The 19,965-nt window shown below is 69.3% G+C and carries 16 protein-coding genes; 9 read left to right on the top strand and 7 right to left on the bottom strand.

The features are described from left to right. Positions 1–11 precede the first annotated feature (11 nt). The 8 genes from E6O51_RS11170 (at position 12) to E6O51_RS11135 (ending at position 8,749) form a co-directional block, all read left to right on the top strand. The gene (locus E6O51_RS11170; RefSeq protein WP_408003409.1) at positions 12–830 is read left to right on the top strand and encodes an ABC transporter ATP-binding protein; all 819 of its coding nucleotides are present in this window, start codon (positions 12–14) and stop codon (positions 828–830) included. Positions 831–866: 36 nt separating this feature from the next. Beyond that, the gene (locus tag E6O51_RS11165; protein WP_136385064.1) at positions 867–1,793 is read left to right on the top strand and encodes a branched-chain amino acid ABC transporter permease; all 927 of its coding nucleotides are present in this window, start codon (positions 867–869) and stop codon (positions 1,791–1,793) included. 51 nt (positions 1,794–1,844) lie between these two features. Further along, positions 1,845–2,912: a branched-chain amino acid ABC transporter permease gene (locus E6O51_RS11160; protein ID WP_136385063.1), complete on the top strand. Its 1,068-nt coding sequence runs from the start codon at positions 1,845–1,847 to the stop codon at positions 2,910–2,912. Between the two features lie 93 nt (positions 2,913–3,005). Further along, complete coding sequence (locus tag E6O51_RS11155) at positions 3,006–4,334, top strand: ABC transporter substrate-binding protein (RefSeq protein ID WP_136385062.1); 1,329 nt, start codon at positions 3,006–3,008, stop codon at positions 4,332–4,334. Positions 4,335–4,493: 159 nt separating this feature from the next. Then, a complete protein-coding gene (locus E6O51_RS11150) occupies positions 4,494–5,330 on the top strand; it encodes an ABC transporter ATP-binding protein (protein WP_136385061.1) in 837 nt (278 codons plus the stop codon). 71 nt (positions 5,331–5,401) lie between these two features. Further along, positions 5,402–6,634 (top strand): phenylacetate--CoA ligase family protein, encoded by a 1,233-nt coding sequence (locus E6O51_RS11145; RefSeq protein ID WP_136385060.1) that lies wholly within the window; start codon positions 5,402–5,404, stop codon positions 6,632–6,634. After that, positions 6,631–7,803: a CaiB/BaiF CoA transferase family protein gene (locus tag E6O51_RS11140; protein WP_136385059.1), complete on the top strand. Its 1,173-nt coding sequence runs from the start codon at positions 6,631–6,633 to the stop codon at positions 7,801–7,803. The genes E6O51_RS11145 and E6O51_RS11140 overlap by 4 nt, the downstream gene beginning before the upstream one ends. A 52-nt stretch (positions 7,804–7,855) precedes the next feature. Next, positions 7,856–8,749, top strand: coding sequence for an AEC family transporter (locus E6O51_RS11135; protein ID WP_136385058.1), 894 nt, complete (start codon positions 7,856–7,858; stop codon positions 8,747–8,749). A gap of 18 nt (positions 8,750–8,767) precedes the next feature. On the opposite strand, the gene E6O51_RS11130 is transcribed toward E6O51_RS11135, so the two are convergent. From E6O51_RS11130 to E6O51_RS11120, 3 genes are all read right to left on the bottom strand, one after another. Further along, on the bottom strand, positions 8,768–9,205 hold the full coding sequence (locus E6O51_RS11130; RefSeq protein ID WP_136385057.1) for a PhaM family polyhydroxyalkanoate granule multifunctional regulatory protein: 438 nt from the start codon (positions 9,203–9,205) through the stop codon (positions 8,768–8,770). Between the two features lie 145 nt (positions 9,206–9,350). Then, on the bottom strand, positions 9,351–11,234 hold the full coding sequence (locus tag E6O51_RS11125; RefSeq protein ID WP_136385056.1) for an ATP-binding response regulator: 1,884 nt from the start codon (positions 11,232–11,234) through the stop codon (positions 9,351–9,353). After that, a complete protein-coding gene (locus tag E6O51_RS11120) occupies positions 11,231–12,151 on the bottom strand; it encodes an ABC transporter substrate-binding protein (RefSeq protein WP_136385055.1) in 921 nt (306 codons plus the stop codon). Before E6O51_RS11120 ends, E6O51_RS11125 begins: the two co-directional genes overlap by 4 nt. A gap of 286 nt (positions 12,152–12,437) precedes the next feature. Here E6O51_RS11120 and E6O51_RS11115 point away from each other — a divergent pair, with 286 nt between their 5' ends. Then, positions 12,438–13,064 carry a response regulator transcription factor gene (locus tag E6O51_RS11115; RefSeq protein WP_136385079.1) on the top strand — a complete coding sequence of 209 codons (627 nt, stop codon included), beginning with the start codon at positions 12,438–12,440 and terminating at the stop codon, positions 13,062–13,064. A gap of 72 nt (positions 13,065–13,136) precedes the next feature. On the opposite strand, the gene E6O51_RS11110 is transcribed toward E6O51_RS11115, so the two are convergent. From E6O51_RS11110 to E6O51_RS11095, 4 genes are all read right to left on the bottom strand, one after another. Next, positions 13,137–13,841 carry a ParA family protein gene (locus tag E6O51_RS11110; RefSeq protein ID WP_136385054.1) on the bottom strand — a complete coding sequence of 235 codons (705 nt, stop codon included), beginning with the start codon at positions 13,839–13,841 and terminating at the stop codon, positions 13,137–13,139. Positions 13,842–13,937: 96 nt separating this feature from the next. Continuing rightward, positions 13,938–14,699 (bottom strand): class I SAM-dependent methyltransferase, encoded by a 762-nt coding sequence (locus E6O51_RS11105; protein WP_136385053.1) that lies wholly within the window; start codon positions 14,697–14,699, stop codon positions 13,938–13,940. 47 nt (positions 14,700–14,746) lie between these two features. Then, a complete protein-coding gene (locus E6O51_RS11100) occupies positions 14,747–18,313 on the bottom strand; it encodes an indolepyruvate ferredoxin oxidoreductase family protein (RefSeq protein ID WP_136385052.1) in 3,567 nt (1,188 codons plus the stop codon). A gap of 164 nt (positions 18,314–18,477) precedes the next feature. Next, positions 18,478–19,884 carry an FAD-binding oxidoreductase gene (locus E6O51_RS11095; RefSeq protein WP_136385051.1) on the bottom strand — a complete coding sequence of 469 codons (1,407 nt, stop codon included), beginning with the start codon at positions 19,882–19,884 and terminating at the stop codon, positions 18,478–18,480. Positions 19,885–19,965 lie beyond the last annotated feature (81 nt).

Raw genomic sequence — 19,965 nt, 5'->3', positions numbered from 1 at the left:
CGACCATGATGATGAACGAAGTGGCGCAGACCGAGAGCGCCGCCGCGGGAGGACGCCGCATCGGCGACGTGATCCTCGACCTGCAGAACATTTCCCTGTCCTTCGGCGGCGTGAAGGCGCTCACCAACATCAGCTTCAACGTCCGCGAGCACGAGATCCGCGCCATCATCGGCCCCAACGGCGCGGGCAAGAGCTCCATGCTCAACGTCATCAACGGCGTGTACCACCCGCAGGAAGGCAGGATCGTCTTCCATGGCGAAGAGCGCAAGGAGATGGAGCCCTACATGGCCGCCTCCCAGAACATCGCCCGCACCTTCCAGAACATCGCGCTGTTCAAGGGCATGAGCGTGCTGGACAACATCATGACCGGCCGCCACATGAAGATGAACTGCGGCCTGCTGTCCCACGTGCTGTACTGGGGCAAGGCCCAGCGCGAGGAGATCGAGCACCGCAAGAAGGTGGAGGAGGTCATCGACTTCCTGGAGATCCAGAGCATCCGCAAGACCCCGGTGGGGCGCCTGCCCTACGGCCTGCAGAAGCGCGTGGAACTGGCCCGCGCGCTGGCCGCCGAGCCCAGCCTGCTGCTGCTGGACGAGCCCATGGCCGGCATGAACGTGGAGGAAAAGCAGGACATGTGCCGCTTCATCCTCGACGTGAACGACCAGTTCGGCACCACCATCGTGCTCATCGAGCACGACATGGGCGTGGTCATGGACATCTCCGACCGGGTGGTGGTGCTCGACTACGGCAAGAAGATCGGCGACGGCACGCCCGACGAGGTCAAGAGCAACCCCGAAGTGATCGCCGCCTACCTGGGCACGGCCCACTGAGCACGCACCGGGCAGAAGAAGGATAAGGAGACAACGATGACGTTCTTTTTCGAAGTGCTGATCGGCGGCCTGCTCTCGGGCGTGCTGTATGCGCTGGTCGCGCTCGGCTTCGTGCTGATCTACAAGGCTTCCGGGGTGTTCAACTTCGCCCAGGGGGCGATGGTGTTCTTCGCCGCGCTCACCTTCGTCGGCTTCACCGAGGTGCTGCCGCGCTGGTTCGGCCTGGAGTCCGGCAGCAGCGTGGTGTTCTGGCTCGCCTTCGTGCTGGCGCTGGCGTCCATGATCGTGCTCGGCATCGCCACCGAGAAGATCGTGCTGCGCCCGCTGGTGAACCAGCCCGCGATCACCCTGTTCATGGCCACCATCGGCCTGACCTTCTTCGTCGAGGGGCTGGCCCAGGGGTTCTGGGGCGCCACCGTGCGCGGCCTCGACCTGGGCATCGGCGACGAGCCCATCATGTGGATCCTCGACGACTTCAACATGATCATCTCCAAGTTCGACATCACCGCGGCCGGCATCGCGCTGGTGCTGTTCGTCGTACTGGCGCTGATGTTCCAGTACACCCGCGTGGGCCGGGCCCTGCGCGCGGTGGCGGACGACCACCAGGCGGCGCTGTCGGTGGGCATCCCCCTCAAGCACATCTGGGCCATCGTGTGGGGCGTGGCGGGTTTCGTCGCCCTGGTCGCCGGCCTGATCTGGGGCGCGCGCAGCGGGGTGCAGTTCGCGCTCACCTTCACCGCGCTCAAGGCCCTGCCGGTGCTGATCCTGGGCGGCTTCACCTCGGTGCCGGGCGCCATCCTGGGCGGGCTCATCATCGGCGCCTCGGAGAAGCTGGCCGAGGTGTACATCGGCCCCTTCGTCGGCGGCGGCATCGAATCCTGGTTCCCGTACATCCTGGCCATGCTGTTCCTGCTGGTCCGCCCCGAGGGCCTGTTCGGCGAGAAGCACATCGATCGCGTATAGCGGCACACGGCCAGTCCGACCACACAACTAAAACGCATTCGGAGACAACGCATGCTTTACCGTGAAGCCGGCCAGTTCAAGGCCAGTTACCAGGAAGACGCCCAGATCTTCCCCATCCGCCAGGACCGCATCGGGTTCTTCGCGCTGATGGCCGTGGTCTTCCTGGTGGTGCCCTTCGCCGCCAGCGAATACTGGCTGCAGGCGATCCTGATCCCCGTGCTGATCTTCTCCCTGGCCGCGCTGGGGCTGAACATCCTCACCGGCTACGCCGGCCAGCTTTCGCTGGGCTCGGCGGCCTTCATGGCGGTGGGGGCCTTCGCCACCTACAACTTCATGCTGCGCATCGACGGCATCCCCTTCCTGGTGGCGATGCTGCTGGGCGGGCTGTGCGCGGCCGGCGTGGGCATCCTGTTCGGCTTGCCGTCCCTGCGCATCAAGGGCTTCTACCTGGCGGTGGCGACCCTGGCGGCGCAGTTCTTCATCGTCTGGGCGCTGGTCAAGTTCCCCTGGTTCTCCAACTACTCCAGCTCGGGCGTGATCTCGGCGCAGACGGTGAACATCTTCGGCTACGCCTTCGTCACGCCCCAGGCCAAGTACCTGCTCACGCTGGCCATCGTCACCGTGCTGGCGCTGGCCGCGAAGAACATGGTGCGCTCCACCACCGGACGCAAGTGGATGGCGGTGCGCGACATGGACGTGGCCGCGGAGGTCATCGGCATCCGCCTGATGCGCACCAAGCTGCAGGCCTTCGCGGTGTCGTCCTTCTACTGCGGCGTGGCCGGCGCGCTGTACGCCTACACCTACCTCGGCACGGTGGAGCCGGAAGGCTTCAACCTGGACCTGTCGTTCAAGATCCTGTTCATGATCATCATCGGCGGGGTGGGGTCGATTCTCGGTTCCTTCCTCGGCTCGGCCTTCATCGTGCTGCTGCCGATCTTCCTGAACGTGGTGCTGCACTCGGCGGTAGGCGCCGCGCTGCCGGCGGGCTTCGGTTCCAGCCTGGAACTGATGATCTTCGGCGCGCTGATCATCTTCTTCCTCATCGTCGAGCCCCACGGCATGGCCCGCCTGTGGCAGATCGGCAAGGAGAAGCTGCGCCTGTGGCCGTTCCCGCACTGAACCACACCGTATTCCCTTTCCACGCCGGACCCTGCTACCGGCCGGATGAACGCGTTACAGCAGGGCACTAAACACAAGAGAGGAGGCAATCCAATGAAGTTCAGTTTCCGCAAGACCCTGGTCGCCGGCGCCGTGGCTGCCGGCCTGCTCGCCACCGGCTACGCCGCCGCCCAGGAGCAGTTCATCGGCCTGCCCAGCTACCGCGTCGGCCCCTACGCCGCCGGCGGTTCGGGCATCTACGGCGGCTGGATCGACTACATGCAGCTCATCAACCAGCGCGACGGCGGCATCAACGGCGTCAAGCTGACCTGGGAGGAGTGCGAGACCGAGTACAACAACGCCCGCGGCGTCGAATGCTACGAGCGCCTGAAGACCAAGGGTGCCGCCGGCAACGCGATGTTCCAGCCCCTGTCCACCGGCATTACCTACTCGGTGCTGGAAAAGGTCGCCCAGGACCGCATCCCCATGGTCACCATCGGCTACGGCCGCACCGACGCCGCCGACGGCCGCGTGTTCCCGTGGGTCTTCCCGATGATCACGACCTACTGGTCGCAGGCCTCGGCCATCGTCAACTACATCGGCAGCAAGGAAGGCGGTACCGACAAGCTCAAGGGCAAGAAGATCGGCCTGCTGTACCACGATTCCGCCTACGGCAAGGAATCCCACGCCATCATGGACAAGCTGGCCGCCAAGCACGGCTTCAGCGTGGAGAAGATCGCCGTCGCCCACCCGGGCAACGAGCAGCAGTCCCAGTGGCTGCAGATCCGCCAGATGCGTCCGGACTACGTGGTGCTGTGGGGCTGGGGCGTGATGAACCCGACCGCGCTGCGCACCGCCGCCCGTACCGGCTTCCCGCGCGAGAAGATCGTCGGGGTGTGGTGGGCGGGGGCCGAGGAAGACACCGTGCCGGCCGGCGACGCCGCCAAGGGCTACACCGCCGCGGTCTTCAACGTCGCCGGTGCCAACTATCCGGTGGTCAAGGAGATCCAGCAGCACGTCTACGCCAAGAACCTGGGCAACATGGAAGACAAGTCGCGCGTCGGCAGCGTGTACTACAACCGCGGCGTGGTGCACGGCATCATCGCGGTGGAGGCCATCCGCATCGCCCAGGACAAGTTCGGCAAGGGTAAGCCCCTGTCCGGCGAGCAGGTGCGCTGGGGCTTCGAGAACCTGAAGATCGACACCAAGCGCCTGGCGGCGCTGGGTGCCGAAGGTTTCATGCCCGAACTGAACGTGACCTGCTCCGACCATGAAGGCGCCGGTGTGGTGAAGTTCCAGCAGTGGGACGGCGCCAAGTGGAACGTGGTGTCCGACTGGATTGCCGGCGACCGCGAACTGGTGCGCGGCATGATCGAGGAATCCGCGGCGGCCTACGCCAAGGAAAAGGGCATCACCCCGCGCGACTGCTCCAAGGAGGGCTGACCGCGCAAGACCCCGCGCGCCGTTCGCGGCGCGCGGGTGCAGGCTCCCCGTGCGCGGGGGGTCTGCAGGCGGCATCGCGGCCATCCCCGCGGTACCGCCTGCAGACCCCATCCGGGATGATCCGGGGGAATGGGACGGAGACGAGAGGCGACAATACAGATGAACACGGCCAACACCACCGCCGCGGCCAGCGCGGCCCCCTACCTCAGCATCAACAACATCGAGGTCATCTACGACCACGTCATCCTGGTGCTCAAGGGCGTGTCCTTCGAAGTGCCCCAGGGCGGCATCGTCGCGCTGCTGGGCGCCAACGGCGCCGGCAAGTCCACCACGCTGAAGTCCATTTCCAACCTGCTGCGCGCCGAGCGCGGCGACGTGACCAAGGGCAGCATCGAGTTCAAGGGCGCGCGGGTGGACCAGATGACCCCCAACGAGCTGGTCAAGCGCGGCGTCATCCAGGTCATGGAAGGGCGGCATTGCTTCGGCCACCTGACCATCGAGGAAAACCTGCTCACCGGCGCTTACACGCGCAGCATCTCGCGGGCCGAGCTGAAGGACAGCCTGGAGAAGGTCTACCACTACTTCCCGCGCCTGAAGACGCGGCGCAGCTCCCAGGCCGGCTACACCTCGGGCGGCGAGCAGCAGATGTGCGCCATCGGCCGCGCGCTGATGGCCAAGCCGGAAATGATCCTGCTGGACGAGCCCTCCATGGGCCTGGCGCCGCAGATCGTCGAGGAAATCTTCGAGATCGTGAAGGACCTGAACAGCAAGGAGCGGGTGAGCTTCCTGCTGGCCGAGCAGAACACCATGGTGGCGCTGCGCTACGCGGACTTCGGCTACATCCTGGAGAACGGCCGCGTGGTGATGGAAGGCGCAGCGCAGGACCTCGCCAACAACGAGGACGTCAAGGAGTTCTACCTGGGCCTCTCGGGCGAGGGGCGCAAGAGCTTCCGCGAGATCAAGCACTACCGCCGGCGCAAGCGCTGGCTGTCGTAAGCCCGGTTTCCTGAACCGCACATTCGTCATTCAATGCGCCGCTCATGAGGGCGGGCGAACGGGAAGGCTCCATGGACCACTACGACACGCTTGAAACCCGCCCCCACGCCGAGCGCGAGGCGGACCTGTTCGCCCGCCTGCCGGCGCAACTGGCCCACGCCAAGGCCCATGCGCCGGCCTTCGCGGCGCTGCTGGCCGACATCGACCCGGCCGCGGTCACGACCCGCGAGGCCCTGGCCCGCCTGCCGGTGACGCGCAAGTCCGAACTGCTGGAACGGCAAAAGGCCGCGCGGCCCTTCGGCGGTTTCGCCGCGGTGCGCTGGGGGCAGGACTGCCGCCGCGTATTCGCCTCGCCCGGCCCGCTCTACGAACCGGAAGGCGCGCGGCCGGACTACTATCGCCTGGCGCGGGCGCTGTTCGCCGCGGGCTTCCGGGCCGGCGACCTGGTGCACAATACCTTCTCCTACCACTTCACCCCGGCCGGCTCGATGATGGAAACCGCCGCCCACGCGCTGGGCTGCACGGTGTTCCCGGCCGGCGTCGGGCAGACCGAGCAGCAGGTCGCGGCCGTCGCGGACCTCAAGCCCGACGCCTACGTGGGCACGCCGTCCTTCCTGCGCATCATCCTGGACAAGGCCGCGGACCTGGGCGTGGCGCCGTCCTTCACCAAGGCCTTCGTCTCCGGCGAGGCCTTCCCGCCCAGCCAGCGCCAGGCGCTGGCCGAGCGCGGCATCCGCGCCTTCCAGGCCTACGCCACCGCCGACATCGGCCTCATCGCCTACGAGACCCCGGCCCTGGAAGGCATGGTGGTGGGCGAGGACGTCATCGTGGAGATCGTCCGCCCCGGCACCGGCGACCCGGTGGCGCCCGGCGAGGTGGGCGAGGTGGTGGTCACCACCTTCAACCCGGACTACCCGCTGATCCGCTTCGGTACCGGCGACCTGTCCGCCGTGCTGCCCGGCGAGTCGCCCTGCGGCCGCACGAACCTGCGCATCAAGGGCTGGCTGGGCCGCGCCGACCAGACCACCAAGGTCAAGGGCATGTTCGTGCATCCCAGCCAGGTGGCCGAAGTCGTGCGCCGCCATCCCCAGGTGCAGCGCGCCCGGCTGGTGGTGGAGAACCCCGACCTGGCCGACCGCATGACCCTGCACTGCGAATGCGCGGCCGGCGACGAGGCCCTGGCCGGGGCCATCGCCGCCTCCATCCGCGAACTCACCAAGCTGCGCGGCGAGGTCGCCTTCTGCGCGCCGGGCAGCCTCGCCAACGACGGCAAGGTCATCGACGACCTGCGCAAGTACGAATGAGGGAACGTCCCGCTCCCCTGGCCGGCTTGCGGGTGCTGGACCTCACGCGGCTCCTGCCCGGCCCGCTCGCCACCCAGCACCTGGCCGACTACGGCGCCGACGTGGTCAAGGTGGAAGACACGGGCGCCGGTGACTACGCCCGCAGCATGGGCGCCATGCACGGCGACACCAGCTATTTCTACCAGGTGGTCAACCGGGGCAAGCGCAGCATCCGCCTGGACCTCAAGCAATCCGCCGGGCGGGAAATCTTCCTGCGCCTGGTGGATACCGCCGACGTGCTGGTGGAAGGCTTCCGCCCCGGCGTGATGGCCAAGCTGGGTCTCGACTACGCCACGCTCGCCGCGCGCAATCCGCGTCTCGTCTACTGCGGCATCACCGGCTACGGCCAGGACGGCCCCTATGCCCTGCGCGCCGGGCACGACCTGAACTACATCGGCTATGCCGGCGTGCTCGACCAGATGGGCGCTGCGGGCGGCCCGCCGGCGCTCTCCAACCTGCAGATCGGCGACCTGCTGGGCGGTACCCTGAGCGCCCTGGTGGGTCTGCTGGTCGCGGTGGTGGATGCGCGGGCGAGCGGGCAGGGGCGCCATGTGGACGTGGCCATGACCGACGCCGCGCTGGCCCACGCCATCTTTCCGTTGGCCGAGGTGCTCGCCCACGGCACGGTGAAGCCGCGGGGCGAGGACCTGCTCACGGGTGGAGTGCCCTGCTACGGCGTCTACGAGACCGCCGACGGCCGCCACATGGCCGTGGGCGCGCTGGAGGAGAAGTTCTGGCACCTGATGTGCGACACCCTTGGCCGCCCGGACCTCAAGCCCGCCCATCTGGCCACCGGCGAGGATGGCGCCCGGGCGCGTGCCGAACTGGCAGCGATCTTCCGCAGCCGCAGCCAGGCCGAATGGATTGCGCTCTTCGACGGCGTGGACTGCTGCGTGACGCCGGTGCTGCGCCTGGAGGAAAGCCTGCAGAACGAACACCTGCAGGCCCGCGGCATGGTGGTGGAGGTGGACGGCGTGCGCCAGTTCGGCCCGCCGGTGAAGCTCTCGCAACATGTGGCCGGACCCTTTGGCGCAGCGCCCGCGGCGGGGGAGCACAGTGACGAGATCCTCGCCGCCCTGGGTCTGGACGGTGCCGAAATCGCCCGCCTGCGCGCGGACGGCGTGATCTGATACGTAGCCCTACGGAGGGCGCGCCGCGCCCGCATGCGGTAGGCTTCCGGACATGCAAAGCCTGCTCCTGCTGCTTCCCGACTTTTCCCTGATCCTGCTCGGCGCGGTACTGCGCCGCGGGCTGCTCGATGCCGACGGCGTGTGGGCGGGGCTGGAGAAACTGGTCTACTTCGTACTGTTTCCCGCGCTGCTGTTCAACGCGCTGGCCAGCGCGCCGCTGGATGCCGGCCGCATGCTGCCGCTCTTCCTCGCCGGGCTGGGAGTGCTGTTCTCCGGCTTCGTGCTGGGCTGGGTGGGGCAGCCGCTGATGGGGCTGTCCTCCATCGCCTTCGCCTCGCGGCTGCAGTGTGCCTATCGCTTCAACACCTACATCGGCATCGCCATCGCCGGCAAGCTGCATGGCGCGCTGGGCGTGGCGACCATGGGCGCCCTGAGCGGGACCATGGTGCCCTTCGCCAACATCCTCGCGGTGGGCATGCTGGCCCGCCACGGCCAGGGCCGGCTGCTGGGCGAACTGGCGCGCAACCCGCTGGTGCTGGCCACCCTCGCCGGCCTGGCCTTCAATCTGTCCGGCCTGGAACTGGCCGAACCCCTGCAGGCGGTGCTCAGGCGCCTGGGCGATGCGGCCGTGGCCCTGGGCCTGCTGGCGGTGGGGGCGGCCCTGCGCTGGGGCAAGGTGGGCGGCAGCCTGGCCGGTGCGACTTGGCTGCTGGCCGTGAAGCTTGCGCTGATGCCGGCCGTGGGTTGGGGCCTGGGGCGGGCGCTGGGCGTCGAAGGCATGGCCTTCGATCTGCTGGTGCTGTTCGCCGCGCTGCCGTCGGCCAGTTCGGCCTACATCCTGGCGATGCGCATGGGCGGCGACGGCCCCGGCGTGGCCTGGCTGATCTCCGCCTCCACGCTGCTCGCGGTCTTCAGCCTGAGCGCCTGGCTGTACCTGCTGGGCTGAGGACGCCGCGGCGTCCGGCTACTTCTTGTCTGCGGGTGCCTTGCGCGACGTGCTGCGCGGTTTCTGCACGGGCTCGCCGGCGGCTTCCGCCGCGTCGTTCGTCTCCCCGGTCTGCGCCGCGCCGGTCATCAGATTCCACGGCCACATCGCCGCGCTGGCGAAGGGGTTGTTGTCGTCCAGGCCCTCGCCCCGTGCGGCCGCCTCCTGGGCGTGCTGGCTCATGGCCTTGACCGCGGCGAGCGCGGCGCGCTGCATCTCCAGGCCCTGGATGGTCATCTGCAGCATGTTGAGGTTCATCTTCAGCCAGCCCTCGACCGCCTTGAAGTCGGCGATGCGCTTGTCGAGTTCGTCCACGTCCAGCGTGGGCGTGACCATGCCCGGCAGCGAGAAACCCATGCTGTTCCACATGCCCCGCACGAATTCGAGCGGGTCCTGGGCGGAATGATCCTGTGCCATCGCGAGTCCTCCCTCTGGTTTGTGCCGGGCGTGTCGGGCGATCCCGCCGCGCCGGCCGTGATGCGCGGGACTGCGGCCCTGCGCGTGACGATTTCATCTTAACCGATGCCCGGGCCGCCGCACACGCCGGCCGCATGCCGCCTGCTCAGTGCCCGCCGTGCAGGCGGTGCAGCAGTGCCCGCAGGCGGGCGGGGCGCACCGGCTTGTGCAGCAGGGGGATGCCGCTGGCCTGGGCGGCCTTCAGCGTGTCGGCGCCGGTGTCGCCGCTGATCAGCACGGCGGGGATATCCTCTTTCCAGTGTGCGCGCAACTGGCCGATGACCTCGACGCCGTCGGCCGGGCCGTGCAGGCGGTAGTCGCTGATCAGCAGTTGGGGCGGCGGGTCGTCCGGCGCGTGCGCGGCCAGCAGTTCGTCCAGGTCGGCGGCCGCGCTCACGTCGCAGCCCCAGGTGGTGAGCAGGCCCTGCATGCCGGCGCGCGCCAGCGGGTCGTCCTCCACCAGTGCGATGCGCCATCCGCGCAGGTCGCCCGGCGATCGTTCGACGACGGCGCCGGGGCGTTCGTGGTCGGGCACCGCGGCGGGTAGTTCGAGCGCGAACACCGAGCCGGCGCCGCGGGCCGAGCGCAGCGTCAGGCGATGGCCGAGCAGGTCGGTCAGGCGCCGCACGATGGCCAGGCCGAGGCCCAGCCCCTTGTCGCGCGCGCGTTCCGGATTGTCGAGCTGGACGAACTCCTGAAAGATGATCTCCTGTTCGTCCGGGCCGATGCCGATGCCGGAGTCGCGCACTTCCACGCGCAACTGCCCGCCGCGCCGCCGGCAGGCGATCATCACGCTGCCGTGCTGGGTGTAGCGGATGGCGTTGCTGGCGAGGTTGGTCAGCACGCGCTCGAACAGCACCGGATCGCTGAGCGCCCACGCCGCGGTGGGGCGCACCCGCAGGCGCAGGTCCTTTTCGGCGGCGGCGGTGCGCTGTTCGGCGGCGATGCGGTCGAAGATGGGCTGCAGCGGGAAGGCGCACACGTTCGGATGCAGCACGCCGGCGTCGAGCTTGGAGATGTCGAGCAGGCTGTCGAGCAGGTTCTCCACCGCCTCGGCCGCGGTGGCGATCTTCTGCACCAGGTGGCGCGCCTCGGGAGCGTGGGAGAGCTGGGCGAGTTCGGTGATGAACAGGCCCAGCGCGTGCATGGGCTGGCGCAGGTCGTGGCTGGCGGCAGCCAGGAAGCGCGACTTGGCGAGGTTGGCCTGCTCGGCTTCGTCCTTGCGGGCGCGCAGTTCGGCGGTGGCCTCCATGATGCGCCGCGCCATGTTGTCGTGCATTTCCTGGAGGCGGAAGGCCATCTCGTTGACCCCGTCGGAGAGCAGCTTCAGGCTGCCGCCGCCCATGTCGGGTACGCGTTCGCTCAGGCGCCCCTGGCCGATGCGCGCCACGGCGCCCGCCACGGTGCGGATCGGGCCGCTCACCCCGCGCGACAGCCAGGTGGCGAGCAGCAGGCTGCCGATCAGCACGAACAGCACGGAGAGCGCCGCAGCCTCCAGGAGTTCGTTGCGCTGCGCCTTGAGGCGCTCACGCGAGAGTTCCACCACCACCGTGCCGAGCGGCGAGCGGTGTGATGCCACCACGCCGGACTCGGGGCCGAAGGCGTCGTCCAGCATCACGTTGCTCGGCTCGATCGGCTGCACCACGCGCAGCAGATCGTGGCCGGCGGCGTCGGTCGGCCGTCCCGGGGGGCGGATGCTGCGGGCCAGCACCCGGTCGGTCGGGTCCACGATGCTGACCGCGATCACGTCGCTTTCGGCCAGCACCGCGTTGGCGAGTTGCTGCAGGGTTTGCCGGTTGCCGGCGAAGGCCGCGTACTCGCTCGCCGCGGCGAGTTGGCGGGCCAGCGCCCGCCCGCGCGCGGCGTGGGCCTCGTCCATGTCGGCCAGGCGCGAGCTGGTGTAGAACACGGTCAGCACGACGGCAAGCGCCAGCACCGGCAGCAGGGCGGCCAGCACGACCCGCGCCCGTACGCCCAGGTTGATCTTCATCGTCCCTGCTCCTGTTTCATCAACCGGGCGGTGAGTCCCTCGGCGCTGTCCAGCTCGATGCCCAGCGAACGCGCGACGTTGCTGTTGACGCTGATCTCGAATTCCCGCGGTGCGGCCGGCAGCGGCAGCCGTCCGCCGCGCAGCACGCCGGCGACGGCGTCGCCGGCCTGGGAGCCGATCTGGGCGGGGGTCGAGTACAGCGCCAGCAGCGCGCCGGCGCGCGCATAGGCGGGCGAGAAGCCGATCACCGGCGAGCGGTGGCGGTAGGCGGTGAGCAGCACGTTCTGCACCGTATAGCTGTTGAAGACCGCCGGATCGGGCGTGGCGGTCAGCACGGCGGGTTCGCTGAATACCTGTTGCAGCGCGACGAACAGGTCTTGCTCGGTATCGACGCGGGCCTGGATGGGCTCGAAACGGAAGGTGCGCCCCGCCTCGGCCAGTTCGTCCACCAGCTCGCGGCTCGCCGGACCCGCCAGCAGCGCGAGGCGGCGGGCGTCCGGCAGGGCGAGGCGGATCAGCGCCACCTGCCGCTGCGCCGGCTGATCGAGGAAGACCGCCGACACCTCGGCCCCGGTGCGGCTCGCTGCCGGCAGGCGGGCGAAACTCGTCCGCGTGAGCAGGGTGTGGAGCACCGGGACGGGCGGGGCCGCGGCCGCCACCGCCTGGGCGGCGCGCCCGCCCACGGTGACCACCACGCGCCGTCCGCGCAGGTGGCTGCCGGCGACCGCGCTCCAGCCGATCTGGTCGACTTCGGTGCCGCGCGGCAGGGCCTGCCGTATCGCCTCGGCCGTCTCCTCGTGGGCCTCGCCCACGTCGCCGAGCACCAGCAGCACCGGCGCATCCGCATGCGCCGCGCCGGCGGGGTGGAGCGCGAGTGCGGTCAGCAGCGCGGTGAGGAGTCGAAACGGACTGGGCATCGGGTCGTGGGTGTTGCGATCCGGGAGCAGGCGGGCGACCCTGCGAGGCCGCCCCGTTCGCTATGCGTTGTGCAAGCGGAGGTGGGATTGTCGCCAACTTTGCGCGCCCTAGATAGAGGGGATGTCAACGGGTCTGTCTGTATTTGCAAGCATGGGTGTTCCCGGTCGGGGAGGGAGCCGCTGCGGGACGCATCGGGGCGGGTGTGCGAAGAGGTTATGAAAGCCGGGGCGCGTGCTATGCTTCACGCATCGGACGATCGTGCCGACCGGAACTTTGGAGCTGATGGTGACGAAGATCCTCATTGTGGAAGACCATGCGCTGGTGCGCGAGGCGCTGGCGCAAACCTTGTCCCGGCTGGCGCCGGACATGACTTGTGTGGAAGCGAGCTGTGCCGACGAGGCGCTGGCCAGGCTGGAGGGCGACGGCGACTGGGATCTGGTCGTGGTCGACCTGATGCTGCCGGACATGAACGGCTTCTCCCTGCTCGGCGTGCTCGCCAAGCGCTTTCCCGACGTGCCGGCCATCGTCGTGTCGGCCATGGACGATGCGTCCTCGGTGCGGCGCGCGATCAAGGGCGGGGCCTCGGGTTTCGTGTCCAAGGCCAGTTCCGGCGAAACCCTGTGCGAGGCGGTGCGCACCGTGCTCGACGGCGGGGTTTACCTGCCGGACGTCAATCACGCCGCCGCCAAGCGCGCCGCGGCGCCGGTCAACGAGCGCTTCGGCCTCACCCCGGCGCAGACGCGGGTCATGGAACTGCTCTCCCAGGGCAAGACCAACCGCGAGATCGCCGACCTGCTGGGCCTGTCGGAAGGCACCGTGAAGGTGCACATGTCGGCCATCTTCCGCGCCCTCAAGGTCAGCAACCGCGCCCAGGCGCTGGTCGTCATCTCGCGCCACGGCACGCGGCTGTAAGCTGCCGCGGGAAACGGAAACGCCCCGTGCGCCACAGGCGGACGGGGCGTCGTCACGACTGGACGCGCAGCTTCAGCGGCGCTGGGCCTGGCTCAAGCGCAGCGGCATTTCGGCGGGCGGAATGTGTACCGTCTCGTCCTCGTCGTCCGCGATCGGTTCGCTGCCGTCGCCGGCGCCGATTTCCAGCACCTGCAGCACCTGGCGCGCGAACGCGCGGCAGGCGTTGGCCAGCGGAGTGGGCAACTGGTCGGGCACCTGTTTCTGCAGCAGCAGCTTGGAGGCCGACAGAGCGCCCACCGGCTTCAGGATGCGGTGGCGGTAGGCGCCCATCAGCAGCGCCACGCTGCGGTCGGCGGCGTCGCGCTGCCAAGCATTGGCCGGCCACTGGGTGGGTACCGCGTAGGCGCGCGGGAACATCTCCAGGTCGCGCAGCACGGTGCGGATGTCCTCGTGGGATTCGCGGAAGGGCAGCAGCACGATGTCCGACAGGGCATACAGCTTGCGGTCCATCTCGGTGCGGTTGCCGCCGCCGTCGATCACGCCCAGCCAGTTGTCCAGCGTGCGCAGTTTGTCCACGACCTTGGTGAGCGCGTCGCGGGTGCGCGCGTCGGCAGTGATGTAGCGCCGCCCTTCCGGGGCGAGCGGTTCGCGCGAGGTGTCGGTCAGCACGCAGGCCGACCGGTGCCCGAGCAGCCCCAGCCCCTGGCAGAGCATGTGCGACAAGGTGGTCTTTCCGGTGCCGCCCTTGTTGCCAATGATGCAGATGATCTCAGCCATGACTCCATTCCCTGACTCGCAGCCTCCCGGCCGCACGATGTCATTATCGGCACGGGAGGGGGTGGACTAGAGGCGAATAAACGGCGCTAATGCGGCTCAATTCCGCGCCTGACCCGCAGCCTGCACCGGGCGGTAGGCGTACAGCCGCGTCCTGCGCCGGTCCGCGACGTCCACCACGAAGGCCGGTTCGACCCCCGGTACCGGGAAGCTGTTGCTGACCAGCAAGGCGTCCGCACGCAGTTCCCGGCAGGCCTTCTGCCACACCATGGCCATCGGCACGGGCGAAAGAAAAGCATACACCACGTCGTAGGCGGACCAAGACTCGGCGAAGAAATCGCCGCGGTGCAGCACGAGGTTGGGCTGGCGGCCGGCCAGCAGGCGGGCCAGCACATGGGGCGCCGGCGCGGCCTCGATGCCGGTGAAGCGGCAGTCGGGGCGCAGGCGGGCGAGGGGGCGCAGCAGCGTGCCGGTGCCGCTGCCCAGGTCGAGCACCTGCAATGGTCTGCCTGCCGGCAGCAGGCGGGCGAACTCGGCCACCGTGGGCTGGTTGCTGAGGTAGAGCGGCACCTGGGTGCGGAAGCTGGTCCAGTACACCGCCACCAGTGCCAGGAAGGCACCCAGGTACCAGCCCGGATGGAGATCCAGGCCGCGGGCGAGCACGACCAGCGGCGTGAAGCCCAGATGGATGGGCAGCCACCAGCGCGCGCTGCGCAGCGCCACCGCGACGGTCATGGCACCCACCGCCTGCGCCGCCACCAGCACCCACAGCCCGGCCGGCAGCAGGCCGCTGCGCGCGGCCAGCCAGGCGAGCGCCCAGCCGCCGCACTGGGTGAGCAGGGCTTTCAGGGCAGGGGGCATGGACGGGTCCGGGCTTTCCGTGGGGGAAGGCCCGGATCATAGCCCGATCAGGCCACGGCGCGCGCCTCCGCAGGCCGTGGGGGCGACTCCGCGCTGCGCCAGCGGGCCAGCAGTTGGTCGCGCCGGGCGGCCGCCTGCGCCATGTTGTGCGCCTTGACGTGGCCGAAGCCACGGATGCCGTCCGGCAGCGCGGCGATGTCCACCGCCAGCGGCAGGCGCAGGAAGGAGAGCGATTCCAGCATTTCGGCCAGGTCCTGCTCGTACTGCGCGATCAGCGCGCGTTCGGCACGCCGCTCGGCGCTGTAGCCGAACACGTCCCAGCGCGTGCCGCGCAGGCCCTTGAGCCGTGCGAGCAGGCGGAACAGCTTCAGCATGCGCGGGCCGTAGGTCTGCTTGGCGATGCGGCCGGTGTTGGGGTCGGGGCGGGCGAGCAGCGGCGGGGCGAGGTGGAAGCGCACCTCGTAGTCGCCGTCGAAAGTGGCGTGCACCTTGTCCCAGAACGCCGGGTCGGTGTAGAGCCGCGCCACCTCGTACTCGTCCTTGTAGGCCAGCAGCTTGTAGTAATTGCGCGCCACCGCCTCGGTGAGCCGGATCGATTGCTCGCCCGCCACGCGGGTTTCGGCGGCGCGCACCTTGTCCACCAGCGCCCGGTAGCGGGCGGCGTAGGCCGCGTCCTGGTAGGCGGCGAGGGCTTCCTCGCGCACGCGGAGGGTCTCGTCCAGGCCACGGGCGCGGATCGGCACCACCTCGGCCGGGCGGGCGTAGCGCAGCACCGCGTCCAGGTCGTGCGCCGCGCGCCGGCCCCACAGGAAGGCCTTGCGGTTCATCTCCACCGCCGTGCCGTTCAGTTCGATGGCCTGCATCAGCGCGCCGTGGGACACCGGCACCATGCCCTTCTGCCAGGCGTAGCCGAGCAGGAACAGGTTGGTGGCGATGGCGTCGCCCATCAGCGTGGTGGCGAGCTGCTGGGCGTCGAGGAAGTCCGCGCCGGCGTCGCTGACGGCGTCGCGGATTGCCGCCTGCATGCGCGCGAGCGGGAACTGCCAGTCCGGGTTCAGGGCGAACTCGGAGGTCGGCGTCTCGGCGCAATTGATCACCGCGCGGGTATGGCCGGCGGCCATCTTGGCGAGCGCCTCCACGCTGGCCGAGACGATCACGTCGCCGCCGATCACCGCATCGGCCTCGCCGGCGGCGATGCGCACCGCGTGCAGGTCCTCGGGCCGGTCGGCAAGGCGGATGTGGCTGAACACGGAGCCGCCCTTCTGGGCCAGCCCGGTCATGTCCAGCACGGTCACGCCCTTGCCGTCCAGATGTGCGCCCATGCCGATCAGCGCGCCGATGGTGACCACGCCGGTGCCGCCCACGCCGGTGACCATGATGCCGAACGGCTGCGCGGTGTCCGGCAGCGCCGGTTCGGGCAGGTCGGCGAAGTGTGATTCGTCGGCGGCCAGGGCCTTGCCCTTGCGCAGGGTGCCGCCCTCGATGGTGATGAAGCTGGGGCAGAAGCCCTTGAGGCAGGAGTAGTCCTTGTTGCACGAGGACTGGTCGATCTGCCGCTTGCGGCCGAACTCCGTCTCCACCGGCAGGATGGACATGCAGTTGCTGGCCACGCCGCAGTCGCCGCAGCCTTCGCACACCGCCTCGTTGATGAACACGCGCCGCGCCGGGTCGGGGAAGGTGCCGCGCTTCCTGCGCCGGCGCTTCTCGGCGGCGCAGGTCTGGTCGTAGATCAGCGCGGAGACGCCCTCGGTCTCGCGCAGTTCGCGCTGGACGCGGTCCAACTCGTCCCGGTGGCGCACCGGCACGCCGTGGGGCAGGTCCGCCGGTCCCCAGGCGCGCGGGGTGCCGTCGGTGGCCACGACGATGTTGTTGACGCCCTCGGCCCGCAACTGGGCGACGATCTTCGGCACGGTCAGTTCGCCGTCGTGGGGCTGGCCGCCGGTCATGGCCACCGCGTCGTTGTAGAGGATCTTGTAGGTGATGTTGACCTTCGCCGCCACCGCCTGGCGGATCGCCAGCAGGCCGGAGTGGAAGTAGGTGCCGTCGCCCAGGTTGGCGAAGATGTGCTTCTCGTGGGTGAAGGGCGCCTGGCCCACCCAGGGCACGCCTTCGCCGCCCATCTGGGTGAAGGTGCCGGTGTGCCGCTCGGGCATCCAGGTCACCATGTAGTGGCAGCCGATGCCGGCCAGCGCCCGGCTGCCCTCCGGCACGTGGGTGGAGGTGTTGTGGGGACAGCCGGAACAGAAGGTGGGCACGCGGTCGATCTTGAACACGCGGGTCTCCAGCGCCTTCTCCTTGGCCTCCAGGAAGGCGAGCCGCGCTTCGATGCACTCCGAGGTGAAGAAGCGGCCGATGCGCGCGGCGATGACGCGGGCGATCATCGCCGGAGTCAGCTCACCGGCCGCCGGGAGCAGCCAGTCGCCGTGGTCGGTGGTGCCGTCGGCGTGGGCGATGCGCGCCCATTCGCCCTTTTCGTCGAATTTCCCGACCACGCGCGGGCGCACGTCTTCGCGCCAGTTGTAGAGCTCTTCCTTCAATTGGTATTCGAGCAACTGGCGCTTTTCCTCGATCACCAGTATCTCGTCCAGCCCCTCGGCGAAGTGGCGCACGCCGTCGGATTCCAGCGGCCACACCATGCCCACCTTGTACAGGCGGATGCCGATCTCGGCGGCGAGCTCGTCGTCGATGCCCAGATCGTCGAAGGCCTGGCGCACGTCCAGATAGCTCTTGCCGCAGGTGATGATGCCCAGCCGCGGCGCGGGCGAATCGATGACGATGCGGTTGAGTCCGTTGGCGCGGGCGTAGGCAAGCGCCGCATACAGCTTGTAGTGCAGCAGGCGTTTTTCCTGCACCAGGGGCGGGTCGGGCCAGCGGATGTTGAGGCCGTCGGGCGGCAGCGCGAAATCGGTGGGGATGACCACCTGCACGCGCTGCGGGTCGATGTCCACCGAAGCGGAGGTCTCCACCGTGTCCGCCAGCGCCTTGAAGGCCACCCAGCAGCCCGAGTAGCGCGACAGGGCATAGCCGTGCACGCCGTAGTCGATGTATTCCTGCACGCCGGCCGGGGCCAGCACCGGCATCATCACCGCCTTGAAGAAGTGGTCGGTCTGGTGGGGCAGGGTCGAGGACTTGGCTGCATGGTCGTCGCCAGCGATGACCAGCACGCCGCCGAATTTCGACGTGCCGGCCGCGTTGGCGTGGCGGAACACGTCGCCGCTGCGGTCCACGCCTGGCCCCTTGCCGTACCACATGGCGAACACGCCGTCGTACTTGGCTTGGGGGGAAAGATTGACCTGCTGGGTACCCCACACCGCGGTGGCGGCGAGGTCTTCGTTCACGCCCGGCTGGAACACGATGTCGTGGGTGGCGAGGTGCTGCTTCGCCTTCCACAGGGTCTGGTCCAGGCCGCCCAGGGGCGAGCCCCGGTAGCCGGAGACGAAGCCGGCGGTGTCGAGTCCCGCCGCGGCATCGCGCTCCTTCTGGATCATCAGCAGGCGCGCCAGCGCCTGGTAGCCGGTGAGATAGACCCGGCCCGAGACGGTGGTGTACTTGTCTTCCAGGCTGGGGGAACGGGGAACGGGCGCGCTGCCGGCGCGCGGATCGGCTTCCGCCATAGGGAGTCTCCTTCCACAAGATTCGTGTTCTGTGCGTACCGCTTGCGTGCCTTGTGGGCACGTTCGCAGTGGTGATGCCGGAGCAGCCTAGCCGGGGTGGGCCAGCGGCTTCAATCCTTGGATACCCTAATGTCCCGGGCGTTCGGCCCGTGTTTGCGCGGGCGTCAGAACCCGGGCACGACCTTGCCGGGGTTGAGCAGGTTGTCCGGGTCCAGCGCCCGCTTGATCAGGCGCATGGCGTCCACCGCCGCTGCGCCGTGCTCGGCGAGCAGGAAGTCCTGCTTGCCGATGCCGATGCCGTGCTCGCCGGTGCAGGTGCCGTCCAGCGCCAGGGCGCGCTCGACGATGCGCCGGTTGAGCGCCTCGGCGCGTTCGATCTCGGCCTCGTCGTCGGGGTTCACCAGGATCACCGTGTGGAAGTTGCCATCGCCCACGTGGCCGACGATGGGGGCGACCAGCCCGCTGGCGGCGATGTCCTCGCGGGTTCCGGCGATCGCCTCCGCCAGGCGCGAGATGGGCACGCACACGTCGGTGGTGACGCCGCGGCAGCCGGGTTTCAGGTTGAGGCAGGCGAAGTAGGTGTCGTGGCGGGCCTGCCACAGCCGGCTGCGCTCCTCGGGGCGGGTGGCCCATTCGAAGTCCAGGCCGCCGTGCTCGCGGGCGATGTCCTGCACCGTGGCGGCCTGCTCCTCGACGCCGGCCGGCGAGCCGTGGAACTCGAAGAACAGCATGGGGGCCTCCCGCAGCGTGGTCTTGCTGTAGCGGTTGATGGCGGTGACGGTCAGCGCGTCCAGCAGCTCGATGCGCGCCACCGGCACGCCAAGCTGTATGGTCTGGATCACGGTGCGCACCGCGGCATCCACGTCCGGGAAGGTGCAGGTGGCGGCCGACAGCGCCTCGGGCAGCGGATGCAGGCGCACGATGAGTTCGGTGATCAGCCCCAGCGTGCCTTCGGAACCCACCAGCAGGCGGGTGAGGTCGTAGCCGCTGGAGGACTTGCGCGCCCGCCCGCCGCTGCGGATCACCCGGCCATCCGCCAGCACCGCGGTCAGGCCGAGGACGTTCTCCCGCATCGTGCCGTAGCGCACCGCGTTGGTGCCCGAGGCGCGGGTGGCGGCCATGCCGCCGAGGGAGGCGTCCGCGCCCGGGTCGAGGGGGAAGAACAGCCCGGTGCCGCGCAGTTCGGCATTGAGCTGCTTGCGCGTGACGCCGGGCTGGACCACGGCGTCCATGTCCTCGGTGTGCACCGCGAGCACCTTGTTCATCTCGGAGAAGTCCACGCTGACGCCGCCATGAATCGCCAGGATGTGGCCCTCCAGCGAACTGCCGACGCCGTAGGGGATGACCGGCACGCCGTGCTCGCGGCAGGCGGCGACGATGGCCGCGACTTCCTCGGTGCCGTGGGGGAACACGACCGCGTCGGGCAGGGCATCCGGAAAGTGCGATTCGTCGTGGCCGTGGTGGGCACGCACCGCCTCTGCGGTGGTGAAGCGCGTGCCGAAACCGGCCGCCAGGGTGTCGATCAGGCGCTGCGGCAGCGGGCGGCGGACGGGGCGGCTGGGGGCGTTCATGGAATGGGCTCCGGGGGACGGGCGGATCGAACGCGGCATTATCGTCCCAACTCGCTGGAACGCACGCATTCCTTGCGCCGG

Origin of the sequence: Pseudothauera rhizosphaerae, assembly GCF_004801305.1 — a bacterium.
GTDB classification, from domain to species: Bacteria; Pseudomonadota; Gammaproteobacteria; order Burkholderiales; family Rhodocyclaceae; genus Pseudothauera; species Pseudothauera rhizosphaerae.
This window is presented reverse-complemented; position numbering and strand designations above follow the sequence as displayed.